At 72.1% G+C, this 17853-nt stretch carries 15 protein-coding genes; 10 read left to right on the forward strand and 5 right to left on the reverse strand.

Annotation, left to right across the window (positions count from 1 at the left end):
- Positions 1-51: 51 nt before the first annotated feature.
- The 4 genes from ML5_RS12715 to ML5_RS12730 are packed head-to-tail and all read left to right on the forward strand — an operon-like array spanning position 52 to position 4248.
- Positions 52-1056: an ABC transporter permease gene (locus ML5_RS12715; protein WP_013289048.1), complete on the forward strand. Its 1005-nt coding sequence runs from the start codon at positions 52-54 to the stop codon at positions 1054-1056.
- Positions 1053-2021, forward strand: a complete 969-nt coding sequence (locus tag ML5_RS12720) for an ABC transporter permease (protein WP_013289047.1) — start codon at positions 1053-1055, stop codon at positions 2019-2021. Before ML5_RS12715 ends, ML5_RS12720 begins: the two co-directional genes overlap by 4 nt.
- An 11-nt stretch (positions 2022-2032) precedes the next feature.
- Positions 2033-3148, forward strand: a complete 1116-nt coding sequence (locus tag ML5_RS12725) for an ABC transporter ATP-binding protein (protein WP_013474956.1) — start codon at positions 2033-2035, stop codon at positions 3146-3148.
- Entirely contained in the window at positions 3145-4248 is a 1104-nt protein-coding gene (locus ML5_RS12730; RefSeq protein ID WP_013474957.1) for an ABC transporter ATP-binding protein, read from the forward strand. The genes ML5_RS12725 and ML5_RS12730 overlap by 4 nt, the downstream gene beginning before the upstream one ends.
- Before the next feature lie 55 nt (positions 4249-4303).
- On the opposite strand, the gene ML5_RS12735 is transcribed toward ML5_RS12730, so the two are convergent.
- Together ML5_RS12735 and ML5_RS12740 are read right to left on the reverse strand one after the other, a co-directional pair.
- Complete coding sequence (locus ML5_RS12735) at positions 4304-4756, reverse strand: hypothetical protein (protein ID WP_013474958.1); 453 nt, start codon at positions 4754-4756, stop codon at positions 4304-4306.
- Positions 4738-5397: an HNH endonuclease family protein gene (locus ML5_RS12740; protein WP_013474959.1), complete on the reverse strand. Its 660-nt coding sequence runs from the start codon at positions 5395-5397 to the stop codon at positions 4738-4740. The genes ML5_RS12735 and ML5_RS12740 overlap by 19 nt, the downstream gene beginning before the upstream one ends.
- 108 nt (positions 5398-5505) lie before the next feature.
- On the opposite strand from ML5_RS12740, the gene ML5_RS12745 reads away from it, so the two are divergent.
- A complete protein-coding gene (locus ML5_RS12745) occupies positions 5506-6951 on the forward strand; it encodes an MFS transporter (protein ID WP_013474960.1) in 1446 nt (481 codons plus the stop codon).
- 121 nt (positions 6952-7072) lie between these two features.
- Here the strand turns inward: ML5_RS12745 and leuA are convergent, their stop codons facing one another.
- Together leuA and ML5_RS12755 are read right to left on the reverse strand one after the other, a co-directional pair.
- Positions 7073-8818 (reverse strand): 2-isopropylmalate synthase, encoded by a 1746-nt coding sequence (gene leuA, locus ML5_RS12750; protein WP_013289041.1) that lies wholly within the window; start codon positions 8816-8818, stop codon positions 7073-7075.
- Between the two features lie 270 nt (positions 8819-9088).
- Complete coding sequence (locus tag ML5_RS12755) at positions 9089-9853, reverse strand: hypothetical protein (protein ID WP_236619409.1); 765 nt, start codon at positions 9851-9853, stop codon at positions 9089-9091.
- Positions 9854-10091: 238 nt separating this feature from the next.
- Between ML5_RS12755 and ML5_RS12760 the strand changes: the two genes are divergently transcribed.
- On the forward strand, positions 10092-11357 hold the full coding sequence (locus ML5_RS12760) for an aspartate kinase (RefSeq protein ID WP_013289039.1): 1266 nt from the start codon (positions 10092-10094) through the stop codon (positions 11355-11357).
- A gap of 6 nt (positions 11358-11363) precedes the next feature.
- A complete protein-coding gene (locus tag ML5_RS12765) occupies positions 11364-12425 on the forward strand; it encodes an aspartate-semialdehyde dehydrogenase (RefSeq protein ID WP_013289038.1) in 1062 nt (353 codons plus the stop codon).
- A gap of 156 nt (positions 12426-12581) precedes the next feature.
- Here the strand turns inward: ML5_RS12765 and ML5_RS12770 are convergent, their stop codons facing one another.
- Positions 12582-14039, reverse strand: coding sequence for a diguanylate cyclase domain-containing protein (locus tag ML5_RS12770; RefSeq protein WP_013289037.1), 1458 nt, complete (start codon positions 14037-14039; stop codon positions 12582-12584).
- A 178-nt stretch (positions 14040-14217) separates the two neighbouring features.
- Here ML5_RS12770 and ML5_RS12775 point away from each other — a divergent pair, with 178 nt between their 5' ends.
- From ML5_RS12775 to ML5_RS12785, 3 genes are all read left to right on the forward strand, one after another.
- The gene (locus tag ML5_RS12775) at positions 14218-14997 is read left to right on the forward strand and encodes a phosphodiesterase (RefSeq protein WP_013474962.1); all 780 of its coding nucleotides are present in this window, start codon (positions 14218-14220) and stop codon (positions 14995-14997) included.
- A gap of 12 nt (positions 14998-15009) precedes the next feature.
- Positions 15010-15702 carry a hypothetical protein gene (locus ML5_RS12780; protein WP_013474963.1) on the forward strand — a complete coding sequence of 231 codons (693 nt, stop codon included), beginning with the start codon at positions 15010-15012 and terminating at the stop codon, positions 15700-15702.
- 401 nt (positions 15703-16103) lie between these two features.
- Positions 16104-17846 (forward strand): bifunctional UDP-sugar hydrolase/5'-nucleotidase, encoded by a 1743-nt coding sequence (locus ML5_RS12785; protein ID WP_013289034.1) that lies wholly within the window; start codon positions 16104-16106, stop codon positions 17844-17846.
- Positions 17847-17853 lie beyond the last annotated feature (7 nt).

Here is a 17853-nt window from a genome sequence, read left to right on the forward strand (position 1 = left end):
CTGTGACCACAGCGCCCGCCCGCACCCCTCCGCACACCCTCCGAGGCGCCCGTGTTCCGGTTCATCATCAGACGCCTGCTACAGCTGATACCCACGCTGTTCGGGCTCTCCGTCCTGCTGTTCATCTGGCTCCACCGACTTCCCGGCGGGCCCGAGACCGCGATCCTCGGAGAACGGGGCACGCCCGAGACGCGCGCCGCCATCCGGCGCAACCTCGGCCTCGACGAGCCGATCCTGGTCCAGTACGCCCGCTTCCTGCGGCGGATGATCCGGCTCGACCTGGGCACCTCGACCGGTACGAAGCGGGCCGTCACCACGGAGTTCGTGGAGCGGTTCCCCGGCACCGTCGAGCTGACCGTGATGGCCATGATCCTCGCGGTCGGCATCGGCATCCCGCTCGGCTACCTGGCCGCCCGCCGCCGGGGCCGGTTCCTCGACCACGCCTCGGTCGGCGGATCGCTCATCGGCATCTGCATCCCGGTCTTCTTCCTGGCCTACGTGCTCAAGGCGATCTTCGCGGAGAACCTGGGCTGGTTCCCCTCCAGCGGCCGGCAGGACCCGACCATCGGGGCGACCCGGGTCACCAACTTCTTCGTCCTCGACGGGCTCATGACCCGCGAGTGGGACGCCGCCGCCGACGCGCTCTGGCACCTCGTGCTGCCGGGCATCGCGCTCGCCAGCATCCCGCTCGCGATCATCGTCCGGATCACCCGGGCCAGCGTGCTGGAGGTGCTCAACGAGGACTTCGTCCGGACCGCCGAGGCCAAGGGCCTGACCGAGCGGACCGTACGCCGCCGGCACGTGCTGCGTAACGCCATGCTCCCGGTGGCCACCTCGATCGGTCTCCAGACCGGTCTCCTGCTCTCCGGCGCGGTGCTCACCGAGACCGTGTTCGCGTTCAGCGGCATCGGCGCGTTCGTCGCCGAGTCGATCAGCCAACGCGACTACCCGGTGCTGATGGGCTTCATCATGATCATTGCGGTGGTGTACGTGCTGGTGAATCTCCTGGTCGACCTCTCCTACAGCGTGATCGACCCGAGGGTGAGGGTGCGATGACCATCACCACTGGCAAGAAGCGCGAGAAGATCGACCGGCTCGCCGAGCTGGCCGCCCGCGACGACGAGCAGGGGGTGAGCCTCTGGAAGGAGGCGTTCCGCCGGCTGCGGCGCAACCCGGCGGCCGTCATCGGCGTCATCATCCTGGCGGTCTTCGTCCTGGTCGCCGTCATCGGGCCGTTCCTCGTCCCGTACAGCCCGACGGACTCCATCGGCATCCGCGAAGGACTGGTCAAGTCCGGCCAGGGCATCATCCCGGGCGTCTCCGCCGACCACTGGCTCGGCTTCGACCACCAGGGCCGGGACGAGTTCAGCCGGCTCATCGTCGGCGCCCGGCAGACGCTGCTCGTCGGCGTGGTCTCCACCCTGATCGGCCTCGCGGTCGGCGCGCTGATCGGCGGCGTCGCCGGTGCCGCGGCCGGGCTCGGCGGGCGCTGGGGCCGCTGGATCGACACCACCCTGATGCGCTTCATCGACATGCTGCTGGCCATGCCGAGCCTGCTGCTCGCGGTGAGCATCGCGGCGCTGCTCGGCGCCAGCCTCACCACCGTGATGATCGCCGTCGGTGTGGTGTCCGTGCCGATCTTCGCCCGGCTGCTGCGCGGCTCGATGATCGCGCAGGCCAACAGCGACTACGTGCTGGCCGCGACGTCGCTCGGCGTGAAGCGCTCCAGGATCGCCCTCACCCACGTGGTGCCGAACTCGATCGCCCCGGTCATCGTGCAGGCCACACTGACGCTGGCCACCGCGATCATCGAGGCGGCCGCGCTGTCCTTCCTCGGTCTCGGCAACCCCGACTCGGCCATCCCGGAGTGGGGCGTCATGCTCGCCGACGCGCAGCCGTACCTGGGCATCCGGCCCGGCCTGGCGATCTATCCGGCGCTCGGCATCATCATCACCGCGCTCGGGTTCACCCTGCTCGGTGAGGCGATGCGCGAGGCCCTCGATCCAAAGCTGCGGAAGTAGGTCAGTCAGTCATGGCACTGCTCGAAGTGGACGACCTCTCCGTCACGTTCGCCCGTCGTGGGCAGCGCACCGTGCACGCGGTGGACGGGGTGTCCTTCTCGGTCGACGCCGGCGAGGTGGTCGGCCTGGTCGGCGAGTCCGGCTGCGGCAAGAGCGTCACGTCGCTGGCCATCATGGGCCTGCTGCCCAAGCAGCCGGGCCTGCGCGTGGGCGGCAAGGCGGTCTTCGACGGCACCGACCTGCTCCAGCTCGACGACCGGTCCCGCCGCGACATCCGTGGCCGGGACGTGGCGATGATCTTCCAGGACCCGCTGTCCTCGCTGAACCCGGTCATCCCGATCGGGCTCCAGGTGACCGAGGTGCTGGCCCGGCACCGGGGCATGAAGGGCGAGGCGGCCACCAAGGAGGCGGCCGCCCTGCTCGACCGGGTGGGCATCCCGGACCCGCGGCGGCGGCTCAAGGAGTACCCGCACCAGCTCTCCGGCGGCATGCGGCAGCGGGCGCTGATCGCCATGGCTGTCGCCTGTCAGCCCCGGCTGCTGATCGCCGACGAGCCGACCACCGCGCTCGACGTCACCATCCAGGCGCAGATCCTGGAGCTGCTCAAGGACCTGGTCCGGGACTCCGGCACCGCACTGGTGATGATCACTCACGACCTCGGCGTGGTGGCCGGCATGTGCGACACCATCAACGTGCTCTACGCCGGCCGGGTGGTGGAGACGGCCACCCGTCGTCCGCTGTTCCGCCAGCCCCGGCACCCGTACACCGAGGGGTTGCTCGGTTCGGTGCCGCGCCTGGACGCCGGCCGCGGCGAACGGCTGAACCCCATCCCCGGCTCGGTGCGCGACGTGCTGCCCTGGCCGGACGGCTGCGCGTTCGCCCCGCGCTGCGCCCGCCGGGTCGACGAGTGCGTGGGCGAACCGCCGGAGCTGGTGCTGACCCACGACGCGCGCAGCTACCGCTGCGTCAATCCGGTGCCGATCCCCGGCCTGACCCCGGAGGCGGACGCCCGGGCGACCGCGCCGACGACCACCGAACCGGGTGCCGTGCCGGCCCAGGCCGAACCGGCCGACCCGCCCGCCGTCCCCGGCTTCGGACCGGCTCCGCGCGAGGAGGAGACCCCATGAGCGACGACGACATCCTCGTCGAGGTCCGCGACCTGAAGGTGCACTTCCCGATCCGCCGGGGCGTGATCTTCGACCGGACCGTCGGGCACGTCAAGGCGGTCGACGGGGTCGACCTGAGCATCCCGCGCGGCAAGACGTACGGGCTGGTGGGCGAGTCCGGTTGCGGCAAGTCCACGCTCGGCCGGGCGCTGCTCCAGCTCACCCCGCCGACCGGCGGCGAGGTGACGTTCGACGGCGTCGAGCTGACCACGCTGCCCGCCGGCAAGCTGCGCTCGATGCGCCGCCGGATGCAGATGATCTTCCAAGACCCGATGTCCAGCCTGGACCCCCGGCAGAACGTCGAGTCGATCCTGACCGAGGGCCTCCAGACCCACGGCATCGGCGCGAACCGGGACGACCGGCGGCGGATCATCGGCGAGACGCTCGACGCGGTGGGCCTGCCGAAATGGGCGCTGTCCCGCTACCCGCACGAGTTCTCCGGCGGCCAGCGCCAGCGCATCGGCATCGCCCGCGCCCTGGTCCTCGGCCCGGAGCTGATCGTCGCCGACGAGCCGGTCTCCGCGCTGGACGTGTCGATCCAGGCGCAGGTGGTGAACCTGCTCGACGAACTCCAGGACAGCCTCGGCCTGACCTACCTGGTCATCGCGCACGACCTGGCCGTGGTGCGGCACATCTCCGACATCGTCGGCGTGATGTACCTGGGCGCGCTGGTGGAGGAGGCGCCGAGCGAGCGGCTCTACACCGAGCCGCTGCATCCGTACACCCGGGCGCTGATGTCGGCGGTGCCGGTGCCGGACCCGGACGTCGAGGACCGGCGCGAGCGCATCCTGCTCGCCGGTGACCTGCCGTCGCCCGCCAACCCGCCGTCGGGCTGCCGGTTCCACACCCGCTGCCCGTGGGCGCAGCCGACCCGTTGCGCCGACGAGCGGCCGGAGCTGCGCCAGATCGGCGCCAGCCGGGTCGCCTGCCACTGGGCCGAGCAGATCGCCGCCGGTGAGCTGCGCCCGCACGAGGTGACCGCGAAGATCACCCGGCCGGAGGGTGAGGGCGAGGAGCCGGGCGTGGTCTCCGCGCCCAGCGAACCCGGATCGTACGTCTGACACGACGAAGCGCGTCCCCACCCCGGCCCGGGGTGGGGACGCGCTCGTTCGTCGGTCAGCCCTCGGGGCGGTTGAGCAGACCCACCGCGATCGTGTGCACGGCGTCCAGCGCGGCCGGGTCGGCCAGCGGCGCGGAACCACCGGTGACCGCGTACCACTCGTCGGCGTCCTTGTACTGCACCCGCAGCGTCACCCGGCCGTCGGCGTGCTCGGTGCGCAACGTCAACTCGCCGGTCACCACGCCCACCTCGTCCGTCATGACCCCGCCCGGCCCGGCGGTGATGTCAGCGGTCCGGTCCGCCGGTCCACCCGGCGCGCCGCCGGCCGGCGCACCCGGCACCGCGTCGGCGGTCATGCCCGCCCCGGCGACGTCGGCGGACGCCGGCTGCCGGCCGTCCGCCGTCATCCCGGCCGAGGCCGGACCGGCCGGTGCGGACTCCGGGGCCGGTGCGCCGCCTGCCTCCGGGGCCGGTGTGGCGCCCGGCCCGGTCACGGTTTGCTCGCCCATGTGCAGCCCTCCAGCATGTCGGTGAGAGCGGCCTTCTCGGCACTTGTCACAGTCAGCCGCCAGTAGTGCTTGACCGTCACCCAGTCCGCCGCGTACTGACACCAGGACGACCGGTTCGGCGGCTTCCACTGGGACGGATCCTGGTCACCCTTTGCCCGGTTGGACCGCGCCGAAACCGCGATGAGCTGCGGCCGGGTCAGGTCGTTGGCGAAGTCGCCGCGCTTCGAGTCGTCCCACTCGTCCGCGCCCGACCGCCACGCGGCGGCCAGCGGCACCGTGTGGTCGATGTCCACGTCCGAGGGATCGTTGAGCACCACGCCGTCGTAGACGCTCTCCCACCGGCCGCCGACCACGTTGCAGCCGGACAGCTTGATGCCCTCGCCGTCGCGTTGCAGCACGCTGTCGCGTACGTCGCAGTTCTTGCCGGTGCCGCGCCAGTGCGGGAAACGGGAGCGGCTGTAGCCCTTCATCGACCCGGCGGTGGCCACTGTGAGCTCACCGAGCTGCTTGTTGACGTTCCCGGCGGCGCTCGGCGGCGCCTCCGGCTCGGTGACCGACACGTCGCAGCCGGCCACGCCGAGGGCGAGCACCGCGCTCAGCGCGGCCGCCAGCCCGGCACGGGCTCCTGATCTCGTACGCACAGACGACACCTCTCCAGCTTGCGTGCTCCGGGCGAGTCCGCACAGTACCCGGCGGCGGTTTCCGCGATTCGTGGCGTCGACGGTGGGCGGCGGGCAGAGTGGTGAGACGTGACCGCACCCGCTCCCGCGCTGCGTACCGGCTCCGCCGCCGGACGCGGCACGCTGCTCGCCGCGATCCTCGCCTCCGGCATGGTGTTCCTGGACAGCACTGTCGTCAACGTCGCGCTGCCACGGCTCGGCGCCGAACTGGACGCCACAGTCGCCGGTCTCCAGTGGACCGTGAACGGCTACCTGCTCATGCTCGCCGCGTTCGTGCTGCTCGGCGGCGCGCTCGGGGACCGGTTCGGCAGGCGGCGCGTCTTCCTGCTCGGCGTGGTCTGGTTCGCTGTGGCGTCGGTGCTCTGCGGGCTGGCCCAGGACACCGGCTGGCTCGTCGCCGCCCGGTTCCTCCAGGGCGCGGGCGGGGCGCTGCTCACCCCCGGGTCGCTGTCCGTGCTCCAGGCCAGCTTCCACCCGGACGACCGGGGCCGGGCCATCGGCACCTGGTCCGGGCTGTCCGGTGTGTCCACCGCGCTCGGTCCGCTGCTCGGCGGCTGGCTGATCGACACGCTCTCCTGGCGGTGGATCTTCTTCGTCAACCTGCCGCTGGCCGTCGGCGTGGTGCTCGCCGCGCTGCGCTGGGTGCCGGAGAGCCGGGACGAGGAGGTCTCGCGTACCGGAGGCGGGCGGCGGCGGTTCGACGTGGCGGGCGCGCTGCTCGGCGCGCTCGCGCTCGGCGGTGTCACGTACGCGCTCATCGACGCCCCGGCGCGCGGCCTGGACTCCCCGGCGGTGCTGGTCGCGGCGGTGCTCGGGGTGGTCGCCGTGGTGGTCTTCGTGCTGGTCGAGCGGCGGCGCGGCGACACCGCGATGCTGCCCACCGGGCTGTTCTCCAGCCGGCTGTTCTCCGTGCTGAACGTCTTCACAGTCGTCGTGTACGCGGCGCTCGGCGGGTTCACCTTCTTCCTCGCCGTCTACCTGCAGAACGTGGTCGGCTGGTCGGCGCTGCTCACCGGCCTGGCCACAGTGCCGATGACAGTGCTGCTGCTGGTCGGCTCGCCGCGCGCGGGCGCGCTGTCGGCCCGCATCGGCCCCCGGCTGCCGCTCACCGTCGGCCCGGTGATCGCCGCGGTGGGTCTGCTGCTGTTGCGCCGGGTCGGGCCTGGTGCGTCGTACTGGGTGGACGTGCTGCCGGGCGTGGCGCTGTTCGGCGCCGGGCTCACGCTCGTGGTGGCGCCGCTGACCACGTCTGTGCTCGGCGCCGTCTCGGACCGGTTCGCCGGGGTGGCGAGCGGCTTCAACAACGCCGCGTCCCGGGCCGGTGGTCTGCTCGCGGTGGCCGCGTTGCCGCTGCTGGTGGGGCTGTCGGGCACCGGGTACGAGCAGAAGGGTGCGCTCGCCGACGCGTACCGGGGGGCGCTGGCGTGGTGCGCGGGGCTGCTGCTGGCCGGCGCGGTGCTCGCCGCCGTGCTGATCCACCGCCCGGGGCGGGGGGAAGGAAGGGCCCCTTCTTAACGCCTCCGGTAGAGGAAGGGCCCCTTGTTAACACTCGGGCCATTCGGGCGCGGGCGTTAAGAAGGGCCCCCTCCTATGCAGAATGCGTTAAGAAGGGGCCCTTCCTTACACCTCAAGCACCTCAGGCGCGGGTGCGGTTCACCGCGCTCGTGACCGCCTTGATCGAGGCGGTCACGATGTTCGCGTCCACCCCGACGCCCCACACCGTACGGCCGTCCACCTCGCACTCCACGTACGCGGCGGCCTGCGCGTCCCCACCGGAGGACAGCGCGTGCTCGTGGTAGTCGAGCACGCGTACCGCCACGCCCAGGGACTGCAACGCGTTGACGTACGCGTCGATCGGGCCGTTGCCGACAGCGGTGAGCTGGCGGGTCTCGCCGCCGAAGCCGACGCGGGCGTCGATCTCGACCTTGCCGTCGACGGTGCCGATCGTGTACTCGGCCAGCTTCACGGCCGGGTCGACCTGGTGGTCGACCAGGTAGTTGCGGGCGAAGATCTCCCACATCGCGCCCGGCTCGACCTCGCCGCCGTCGTGGTCGGTGACCTGCTGCACCACGCCGGAGAACTCGATCTGGAGGCGGCGCGGCAGGTCGAGCTGGTGCTCGGTCTTCATGATGTACGCGACGCCGCCCTTGCCGGACTGCGAGTTGACCCGGATGACCGCCTCGTAGGTGCGGCCCAGGTCCTTCGGGTCGATCGGCAGGTAGGGCACCGCCCAGGTGAAGTCGTCCACGGGCACCCCGGCCGCCGCCGCGTCGGCGTTCAGCGCGGCGAAGCCCTTGTTGATCGCGTCCTGGTGCGAGCCGGAGAACGCGGTGTAGACCAGGTCGCCCGCGTACGGGTGGCGCTCGTGCACCGGCAGCTGGTTGCAGTACTCGACCGCGCGCTTGACCTCGTCGATGTTCGAGAAGTCGATCATCGGGTCGATGCCCTGGGAGAACATGTTCAGGCCCAGCGTCACCAGGTCGACGTTGCCGGTGCGCTCGCCGTTGCCGAACAGGCAGCCCTCGATCCGGTCGGCGCCGGCCAGCAGGCCCAGCTCGGCGGCGGCCACGCCGGTGCCCCGGTCGTTGTGCGGGTGCAGGCTCAGCACCAGGCTGTCCCGCCGGGGCAGGCGCCGGTGCATCCACTCGATCGAGTCGGCGTAGACGTTCGGCATCGCCATCTCGACGGTGGCCGGCAGGTTGATGATCAGCTTGCGGTCCGGCGTCGGGTCGATCACGTCGATCACCGCCGAGCAGACCTCCAGCGCGTACTCCAGCTCGGTGCCCGTGTACGACTCCGGCGAGTACTCGTAGTGGATCTCGGTGTCCGGGGTGTGGATCTCCGCGTACTTCTGGCACAGCCGCGCGCCCTGGGTGGCGATGTCGGTGATGCCGTCGCGGTCCAGGCCGAAGACCACCCGGCGCTGCAGCGTCGAGGTGGAGTTGTAGAAGTGCACGATGGCCCGGTGCGCGCCGCGCAGCGACTCGAAGGTCCGCTCGATCAGGTGCTCCCGGCACTGGGTCAGCACCTGGATGGTGACGTCCTCGGGGATCAGGTCCTGCTCGATCAGCTGCCGTACGAAGTCGTAGTCGGTCTGGCTCGCCGACGGGAAGCCGACCTCGATCTCCTTGTAGCCCATCTGCACCAGGAGCTGGAACATCCGCCGCTTGCGCTCGGGCGACATCGGGTCGATCAGGGCCTGGTTGCCGTCGCGGAGGTCGACTGCGCACCAGCGGGGCGCGGCCTCGACGCGGCGGGTGGGCCAGGCGCGGTCCGGCAGGTCGACGCCGAACTCGCTGTCGTACGGAACGTAGCGGTGGACCGGCATCCGGCTGGGGCGCTGGCGGGCGAACGGATCGGTCTCGGTGACAGGTTGAGCCATCTCGGAGTGCTCCCTGGAACATGTGGCGTCAGCAGATCGGAAAGGTGTCGGCGGGCTGCCGGGCGACGGTGCGCGGCGGTGCCGAGAAGAAGATCGGATGTGCTGGACGGCGCGTAGCGACTCCGCGACGAGGTGCCGGCCGGTCAGGCCTCGTCGCGGCAGCCAAGGAGAAGGTACGCGCGCCACATGACAAGGTCACCCTACGTGGTGGGACGTGCAGTGGGAAGGCTCGTCCGGACTATGGGATCAGAGTCACCGGATCGGGGCCGGCTACGGGGTCCCCGGACTCGGGGCGTCCCGTCCCACCGGCTCGCCGTCTGTCACCGCACCGGCCAGCTCGACGGTGCCCGGCGCGGCGCCGGGCTCGCCGGTCAGCGTCAGGGTGCCGAATCCGGCCCGTACCGCCGCGGGTGTGCCGTCCTCCCGGAAGCAGTAGATGCCCACGTCCAGCGGCGCGTTGAGCGATGCCGAGGTGCTGTCGACCGTGTAGCAGGGGCCGGTGGCGCCGGGCAGCGGCTCGGCGGGGGACACCGCGAGCGGCGCGCGCCGGTCGGTGAGCACCTCCAGCCAGTCGGTGAACGGGTGCTGCACGCGGGGGTCGAGCCGGCGCGGCACCGCGTCGTCGGCGTCGCCGAGGCGGACGCAGGTCGCCGCCTGCGCCCAGCCGGCCGAGGGCAGCGCGCACTGGAACAGCCCGTCGGAGGTGCCGGCGAGCGAGACGTCCACCGTGCCGGCGTGCCCCCAGCCGGGCACGTCGACCCGCCAGCTGCCGTCGTTGGCGCTGGTGAAGGCCACCGTGCGGGGCGTGCCCTCGGCGGGCGCGAACGCGTACGTGGCGGTGAGGTGCCGGTCCTGCGCCGCGGCGGCCAGTCCGGCCAGTTCCTCGCGGGCGGCGTCGACCTGCACCGGGACCGGGTCGGCGGTGCCGGTGGGCGCCGCCTCGGGGTGGCCGCCGTCGCAGGCGGCCAGCAGTACCGGCAGGGTGAGCGCGAGCACGCCGGTCAGCCGGCGGGCCGCACGTCGATGAGCGTGCACCGGCTCATTCTGCGTCGTGGGGAGGGTCCAGGTCAGCCCACCGTACGGCTGTACCGCTTGGCGTGTCGCGTACTTCCGGGCTGGTGAGCCGCCCCACGGCGGGGCCGGATGGTGGGATCACCCGACCCGGCCTCGCGGCCCGCCCGATAGGCTGAGGCGGTCTGACACGCGCCGCCGGACCGAGAGACCCGGCGGCGTCGGCACGCTCAGGGTCGTCGCTGGGAGGGAGTGCACCGTCGTGGCACTCGTGGTGCAGAAGTACGGCGGGTCCTCCGTCGCCAACGCCGAGCGGATCAAGCGGGTGGCCGAGCGCATCGTGGCCGCGCGCAAGGCCGGCGACGACGTGGTGGTGGTGGTGTCCGCCATGGGCGACACCACCGACGAGCTGCTCGACCTGGCCAACCAGGTCAGCCCGCTGCCGCCGGGCCGTGAGCTGGACATGCTGCTCACCGCCGGGGAGCGGATCTCCATGGCGCTGCTGGCCATGGCCATCCACAACCTGGGGTACGAGGCACGCTCGTTCACCGGTTCGCAGGCCGGCGTGATCACCACCTCGGTGCACGGCCGGGCCCGGATCATCGACGTGACCCCGGGGCGACTCAAGGGCGCGCTGGACGAGGGCGCGGTTGTCATCGTCGCCGGTTTCCAGGGCGTCTCGCAGGACACCAAGGACGTCACCACGCTCGGGCGGGGCGGTTCGGACACCACTGCCGTGGCGCTCGCCGCCGCGCTGGAGGCGGACGTCTGCGAGATCTACACCGACGTGGACGGCATCTTCACCGCCGACCCGCGCATCGTGCCGAACGCCCGGCACATCAAGCAGATCACGTACGAGGAGATGCTGGAACTGGCCGCCTGCGGCGCGAAGGTGCTGCACCTGCGCAGCGTCGAGTACGCGCGGCGCGCGGGCTTGCCGATCCACGTCCGTTCGTCATACTCGACCAACACCGGCACGATGGTCACCGGATCGATGGAGGACCTTCCTGTGGAACAGGCACTGATCACCGGGGTCGCCCACGACCGCAGCGAAGCGAAGATCACGATCGTCGGCGTGCCCGACGAGCCGGGCGCCGCCGCGTCGATCTTCGACACCGTGGCCGGCGCGGAGATCAACATCGACATGATCGTGCAGAACGTGTCCACCGAGGGCACCGGCCGCACGGACATCTCGTTCACGCTGCCCAAGGCCGACGGCCCGACCGCGATGACCGCGCTCAGCAAGATCCAGGAGTCGGTCAAGTTCAAGGGCCTGCTGTACGACGACCACGTCGGCAAGGTCTCCCTCATCGGCGCAGGCATGCGCTCGCACCCGGGCGTGGCCGCCGGCTTCTTCGCCGCCCTCGGCGCGGCCGGCGTGAACATCGAGATGATCTCCACGTCGGAGATCCGGGTCTCCGTGGTCTGCCGCGACACCGACCTCGACAAGGCGGTCCGCGCCATCCACGACGCCTTCGAGCTGGGTGGTGACACCGAAGCCGTCGTCTACGCCGGCACCGGGCGGTAACGCGCCATGGCGTCGCTGCCCACCCTCGCCGTGGTCGGGGCGACAGGTGCCGTCGGTACGGTGATGTGCCAGATCCTCTCCTCCCGGCGCAACGTGTGGGGCGAGATCCGGCTGCTCGCCTCCGAGCGGTCGGCCGGCCGGCGCGTGCAGTGCCGGGGCGAGGAGCTGACCGTCCAGGCGCTCACCGCCGACGCGCTCGACGGCGTCGACGTGGCGATGTTCGACGTGCCGGACGACGTCTCCGCGGAGTGGGCCCCGGTCGCCGCCGCGCGCGGCGCGGTGGTGGTGGACAACTCCGGCGCGTTCCGGATGGACCGCGACGTCCCGCTGGTGGTCCCCGAGATCAACCCCGAGCAGGTACGCAACCGGCCCAAGGGCATCATCGCCAACGCCAACTGCACCACGCTGGCGATGATCGTGGCGGTCGCGCCGCTGCACCGCGAGTACGGGCTGCGCGAGCTGGTGCTCGCGTCGTACCAGGCGGTCTCCGGGGCGGGCCAGGCCGGCGTGGACGCGCTGCACCTCCAGCTCGGCAAGATCGCCGGCGACCGGGTGCTCGGTTCCCGCGCCGGTGACGTGCGACAGGCAGTCGGCGATGAGCTGGGTCCGTTCCCGGCCCCGCTGGCGCTGAACGTCGTACCGTGGGCGGGCTCGCTCGCCGATGGCGGCTGGTCCTCCGAGGAGATGAAGCTGCGCAACGAGTCGCGCAAGATCCTCGGGCTGCCCGACCTCAAGGTGTCCGCCACCTGCGTACGGGTGCCGGTGGTGACCGGCCACTCGGTCGCCGTGCACGCGGTCTTCGCCACCGAGGTGGACGCCGAGGGCGCCCGTGAGGTGCTGCGCAACGCGCCGGGCGTGATCCTGGTCGACGACCCGGCCGCAGGGGAGTTCCCGATGCCGATCGACGCCGTCGGCACCGACCCCTCGTGGGTGGGCCGGATCCGCCGCGCGGTGGACGACCCCCGCGCTCTGGACCTCTTCGTGACGGGCGACAACCTCCGCAAGGGCGCCGCCCTCAACACGGCCCAGATCGCCGAACTCCTGGCCAAGGACCTGACCCGCCCATAACGCGGCCCTCCTCCCGCCGCCCTCCCGCCGCCGCCCCGTCCGGCGTTGATCTTGCATTTTCGGCCCTGCTTGTGGGGCATATGCGGCATTTGCCAGGGCCTAAAGTGCAAGATCGCGAGGGAGAGGGGTGACGGGGGCGGGGGCGGACGGAGTGGGTCAGGCGGCGGAGAGGTGGACGCCGTCTCGGCCGTGGCGCTTCACGGCGTAGAGAGCCTGGTCGGCTCGGTGCAGGGTGCGTTCGGGAGACTCGCCGGGTCTCGGCAGGGCGATGCCGACGCTGATCGTCCGGCCGGTACGCCGGGCCGCCTCGGTGAGCCGTTCGGCGATCCGTACCGCCTCCTCCGGGCGGCTCACCTCGATCACCGCCACGAACTCGTCGCCGCCGGTCCGGTACAGCTCGTCGCCCTGACGTAGCGCGCCTTCGAGCGCCCGGGCCAGCCCCACCAGGAGCCGGTCACCGGCCTGGTGGCCGTACGTGTCGTTGACGTCCTTGAACCCGTCCACGTCGATCGCCAGCAGCGCGGTACGCCCCGGCGTGGCGGTGGCGATCCGCTGCCCGAACGGGCCGGTGTGCCGCAGCCCGGTGAGCGGGTCCGAGCTGGCCTGCTCGCGGAGCCGGGCGAGCGTACGCAGCCGGTCCAGGCAGGTCCACGCCTGCCCGGCGAGCAGCTCGATCAGGTTGACTGTGGTCGGGTCGGGGCGCAGGCGCTGCTCGTCGGCGACGAGCAGCACGCCACCGGAGGCCGGTGTGCCGACCGGCACCGCCACAAGCGTGCGCGCGCCGGCCCGGGTCAGCGGCAGGTACTCCTCGGTGGGCGGGTGGCCCGCCTCGCCCAGCGTGTACGCCGAGCCGTACCGGTGGGCCCGGTCGATCATGCGGTCGAGCGCGGCCGGTCCGGCCTCGTCCAGCTCGGCCCGGATCCGTGCCTCCAGCTCGCCCGGTGTGGCCGTGGGCGCGCCGAGGCGTGGGCCGCGCCGGCCGGTGAGCACCAGTACGGCGGCGGAGAGCGCTGAGACGTCCCGGGCCGCGGCGAGCGCGGCGGTCATCAGGTCCCAGTCGGTCGGGGCGGCGGTGAACGCGGCGGCGTGCCGGAGCAGCTTCTCGCTGCGGCTCTCGGCCGGCGGCCCGCCGAGCGCGGCGATCCGCCCGCCGAGGCGGTCCGCCACCAGTTCGGCTGTCTCCCGCCAGGCCGCGAGCACGACCGGCTCGCTCCACTGGAGGTCGAGCACCCCGATCGGACGGCCGTCCGGGTCGCGTACCGGCACACAGAGTTCGGCTGTGACGTCCGGGCGGACCTCGAGGTAGTCGGGGTCGGCGCCGACGTCGGGCACGGCGGCGGTGGTCCCGGAGGCGTAGACCCGCCGTACCACCGAGGGTTCGGGCCGGTGGCGGCCCGGCGGGGTGCCGTCGGCGGTGGCCGGCACGTGCGAGAAGACCTGCCAGGCGCCGGTCGCGGCGACGCAGCGCAGACGGTCGTGGACGCGGAGCAGGACGGTGGCGGTCGCCGGGGTGTGCCGGGCGAGCGCGGCGACGGTCCACTGGCACGCCTCCGGGACGGTCGACGCCGTGGGGAGGCGCACCGTGACGTCGCGGAGGACTCGCTCGTGATCCACGTCGTTCCTGCTCGGAGGGGGTCGGGTCGCGATCAAGGGTACTCAGCGCAACCGCCACCGACCTTCGTACACATGTGCTATCCACAGGCTGTGGACACAGCCTGTGGGCAGAAGCGGGCCTGCGCGGGGAGGGTGCGCGGCGATAGCGTGAGGGCCCGGGCACCCGAGGAGGCGGCCGATGCTCATCGCCCAGCTCAGCGACCCGCACGTGACCACCGGCCCGCTCGCGGCCGACCCGGCGTCCGGGTTGCACCGGGCGCTCGGCACGGTGCTCGCCCTGCGCCCCCGGCCCGACTGCGTGGTGATCACCGGCGACCTCACCGCGAACGGCCGGCCGGACGAATACCTCGCCCTGCGCGAGATCGTCGGCGCGTTCCCGCTGCCTGTGCACCTGGTGACCGGCAACCACGACGACCGCGAGTCGCTGCTCGACACGTTCGGCGGCACCCCGTACCTGGCCGGTGGCTTCTCGGCGCACTACCACGTCGACCTGCCGGACGCGACGCTCGTGGTGCTCGACTCGCTCACCCCGGGCAGCCCCGGCGGACGGCTCGGCGACGAGCAGCTCGCCTGGCTGGACGGGGTGCTCGCCGGGCGTACCGACGCGCCCGCCGTCGTGTGCCTGCACCATCCGCCGGTCACCGTGGGCGTGCCGGGCATGGACGCGATGGGCCTCGCCGACGCCGACGCGCTCGCCGCCGTGGTCGGCCGTCACCCCCATGTCGTACGCGTCGCCGCGGGGCACCTGCAACGCCAGGTGACGAGCGCGTTCGCCGGTACGGTGCTGACCACCGCGCCGAGCACCTGGATCCAGGTGAGCCTCAGCATGACCGACGACGAGGAGCCGGGGTTCGTCGCCGAGCCGACCGCCTTCCTGCTGCACCGCATCGCCGACGGCGGCTGCGTGACGCACACCGTCCAGGTCAGCCACGCCGCCGGGCGCACCTGCTGGTTCTGAGCCGCGCCGCCGATGCTCTGGTACGTCGCGTACGGCTCGAACCTGCACGCCGCCCGGCTCGGCTGGTACCTGCGTGGTGGGTGTCCACCGGGCGGGCTGCGCACGTACCCCGGCTGCCGGGACCGCCGGCCACCGCGCCGGACGGTGCCGGTGCTGATCCCCGGCGGCGTCTACTTCGCCGGTGAGTCGCGGGCCTGGACCGGCGGCATGGCGTTCTACGACCCGCTGCTGCCCGGCCGGGCAGCAGCGCGCGGCTATCTGGTGACCGTCGAGCAGTTCGCTGACATCGCCGCGCAGGAGATGTACCGGCCGCCCGGCGCCGACCTGGCCGGGATCCTTGCGGCGGTCGAGACCGGGCGGGCGACGCTCGGGCCGGGCCGCTACGAGACGCTGCTGCGCGTCGGCGTCCACGAGGATCTGCCGATGCTCACGTTCACCGCGCCGCATCGGGCGGTGGAGGTGCAGTGGACCCGGCCCGCCCCGGTCTATCTCGGGATGCTGGCGCGCGGGCTGCGCGAGGCGCACGGCTGGGACGCCGCGCGGACGGTCGGCTATCTGGCGGGCCGGCCGGGGGTCGCCGGGCGGTGGACGCGTCCGGCGTTGCGCAGGCTCGTCGGCACCGCCCACAGCGGACCTCGGACCGGCACGCCCGGCAGTGAGTCGAGTTCGGACAGTTCGTTCGATATGCCGGGCCGTCGGACATGAACGACCGTTCGGTCCGCGATGGGTGTCCGGCAGGAGGTGATTCCGGCAAGGACGGTTGCCAGCGCAAGGATTTCCGCGTGACATGAGCGTCGGCGTCGGCTCCCTGTCCCTGGGAGCCGACGCCTTCGACAGCGGCAGGCATCGACAGCGTGCGCCGCGCGGAATTTCACCTGACCGTCATGTCCGACTCGTCCGGCAGACCGGTACGGGCCGCTCAGGACAACGACGATTCCTGATGCCGCCCCGTTCGACCTGGCGGCCGGTGGATGAGAAGCTACCCCGGCGGGGCGGCGTTCCCCCGAGTACCGCCCTCCGCGATCGACACCTGTCACGGCACGGATCAGGGTCGCCGGGCGAACCATCGCCCGGACGCCACATACCGGCATCTCACGAGGAGTTCCATGTCCGTCACCGGGATGCGACGCCGGGCCGCCGTCGGCCTGGCCGCACTCGCCGCGACCGCGTTCACAGCGGTCGCCGTCACCCCCGACCAGGCCGAGGCCCGCCCGAAGCCGGTCGACGTCCAGTTGCTCGCGATCAACGACTTCCACGGAAACCTGGAGCCGCCGACCGGCTCCAGCGGCACCATCGAGGGCCAGCCGGCCGGTGGCGCGGAATACCTGGCCAGCCACCTGAAGTCGATGCGCGCCGCCGCCAAGCAGCAGGGCAAGGGCACTGTCACGGTCGCCGCGGGTGACCTGATCGGCGCCTCGCCGCTGCTCTCCGCCGCGTTCCACGACGAGCCCACCATCGAGGAGATGAACCTCGCCGGGCTGGAGTTCGCAAGCGTCGGCAACCACGAGTTCGACGAGGGCGCGGCCGAGCTGCTGCGCATGCAGCGCGGCGGCTGCCACCCGGTGGACGGCTGCGCCGACGGCACCCCGTTCGGTGGCGCCAAGTTCAAGTACCTCTCGGCGAACGCCTTCAAGACCTCCACCGGCCTGCCGCTGATGCAGCCGTTCGGCATCAAGATCGTCAAGGGTGTCCCGATCGGCTTCATCGGGATGACCCTGGAGGGCACCCCGAACATCGTCAGCCAGCAGGGCGTCGCCGGCCTGCGGTTCACCGACGAGGCCGACACCGCCAACAAGTACGCCAAGATCCTGCGCCTGCTCGGGGTCAAGAGCATCGTCGTGCTGCTGCACGAGGGCGGCGTGCAGAACGGCGGCGGCATCAACGACTGCACCGGGTTCAGCGGCCCGATCGTCGACATCGCCAACCGGATGGACCCGTCCATCGACGTGATCGTCAGCGGGCACACCCACGCCGCGTACAACTGCAACATCAACGGCAAGCTGGTCACCAGCGCCAGCTCGTTCGGTCGCCTGGTCACCCAGATCGACCTGAAGATCGACCCGCGTACCCGCGACGTGGTCACCGCGTCCGCGAACAACGTGGTGGTCACCCGGGACGTCGAGAAGGACCCGGCCTCGACCGAGCTGATCAACCGGTACAAGACCGCGCTCGGCCCGGTGGCCGACCGGGTGGTGGGCGAGACCACCGCCGCGATCACCAAGACCCAGGAGAACCTGTACCAGACCGGGGTCGACGTCAACGGCAAGCCGACGTACCAGACCGGTGAGTCGCCGCTCGGCAACCTGATCGCCGACGCGCAGCTCGCCGCCACCGACACCGAGCAGAACGCGGTCGCCGCGTTCATGAACCCCGGTGGCGTCCGCGCCGACCTCGACGCCGGCCCGGTCACCTACGCCGAGGCGTTCACCGTGCAGCCGTTCGCCAACAACCTGGTGACGCTGGACCTGACCGGCGCGCAGCTCTACTGCATGCTGGAGCAGCAGTTCACCGTCGCGCGCGTGCTCTACGCGTCCTCGACCGTCAACTACGTCGTGGACGTCAACGGCACCACCGCGCCGGCCGGCACGCCGTGCGCCGGCACCCGGGTGGTCCGGGGCAGCCTCACCATCAACGGCACCCCGGTGACGGACACCGCCACCTACCGGGTCACCGTGAACAACTTCCTCGCCGGTGGCGGCGACGGCTTCAGCGTCCTGACCGGTGGCACCAACGCGGTGACCGGCCAGATCGACCTGGACGCCTTCACCGCGTACCTGACCGAGAAGTCGCCGGTCTCCCCGCCGGCGCTGGACCGGATCCGCACGACCACCGAGGTCGCCGCCGGCTGACGGCCGA

Origin of the sequence: Micromonospora sp. L5 (assembly GCF_000177655.2) — a bacterium.
GTDB classification, from domain to species: domain Bacteria; phylum Actinomycetota; class Actinomycetes; order Mycobacteriales; family Micromonosporaceae; genus Micromonospora; species Micromonospora aurantiaca.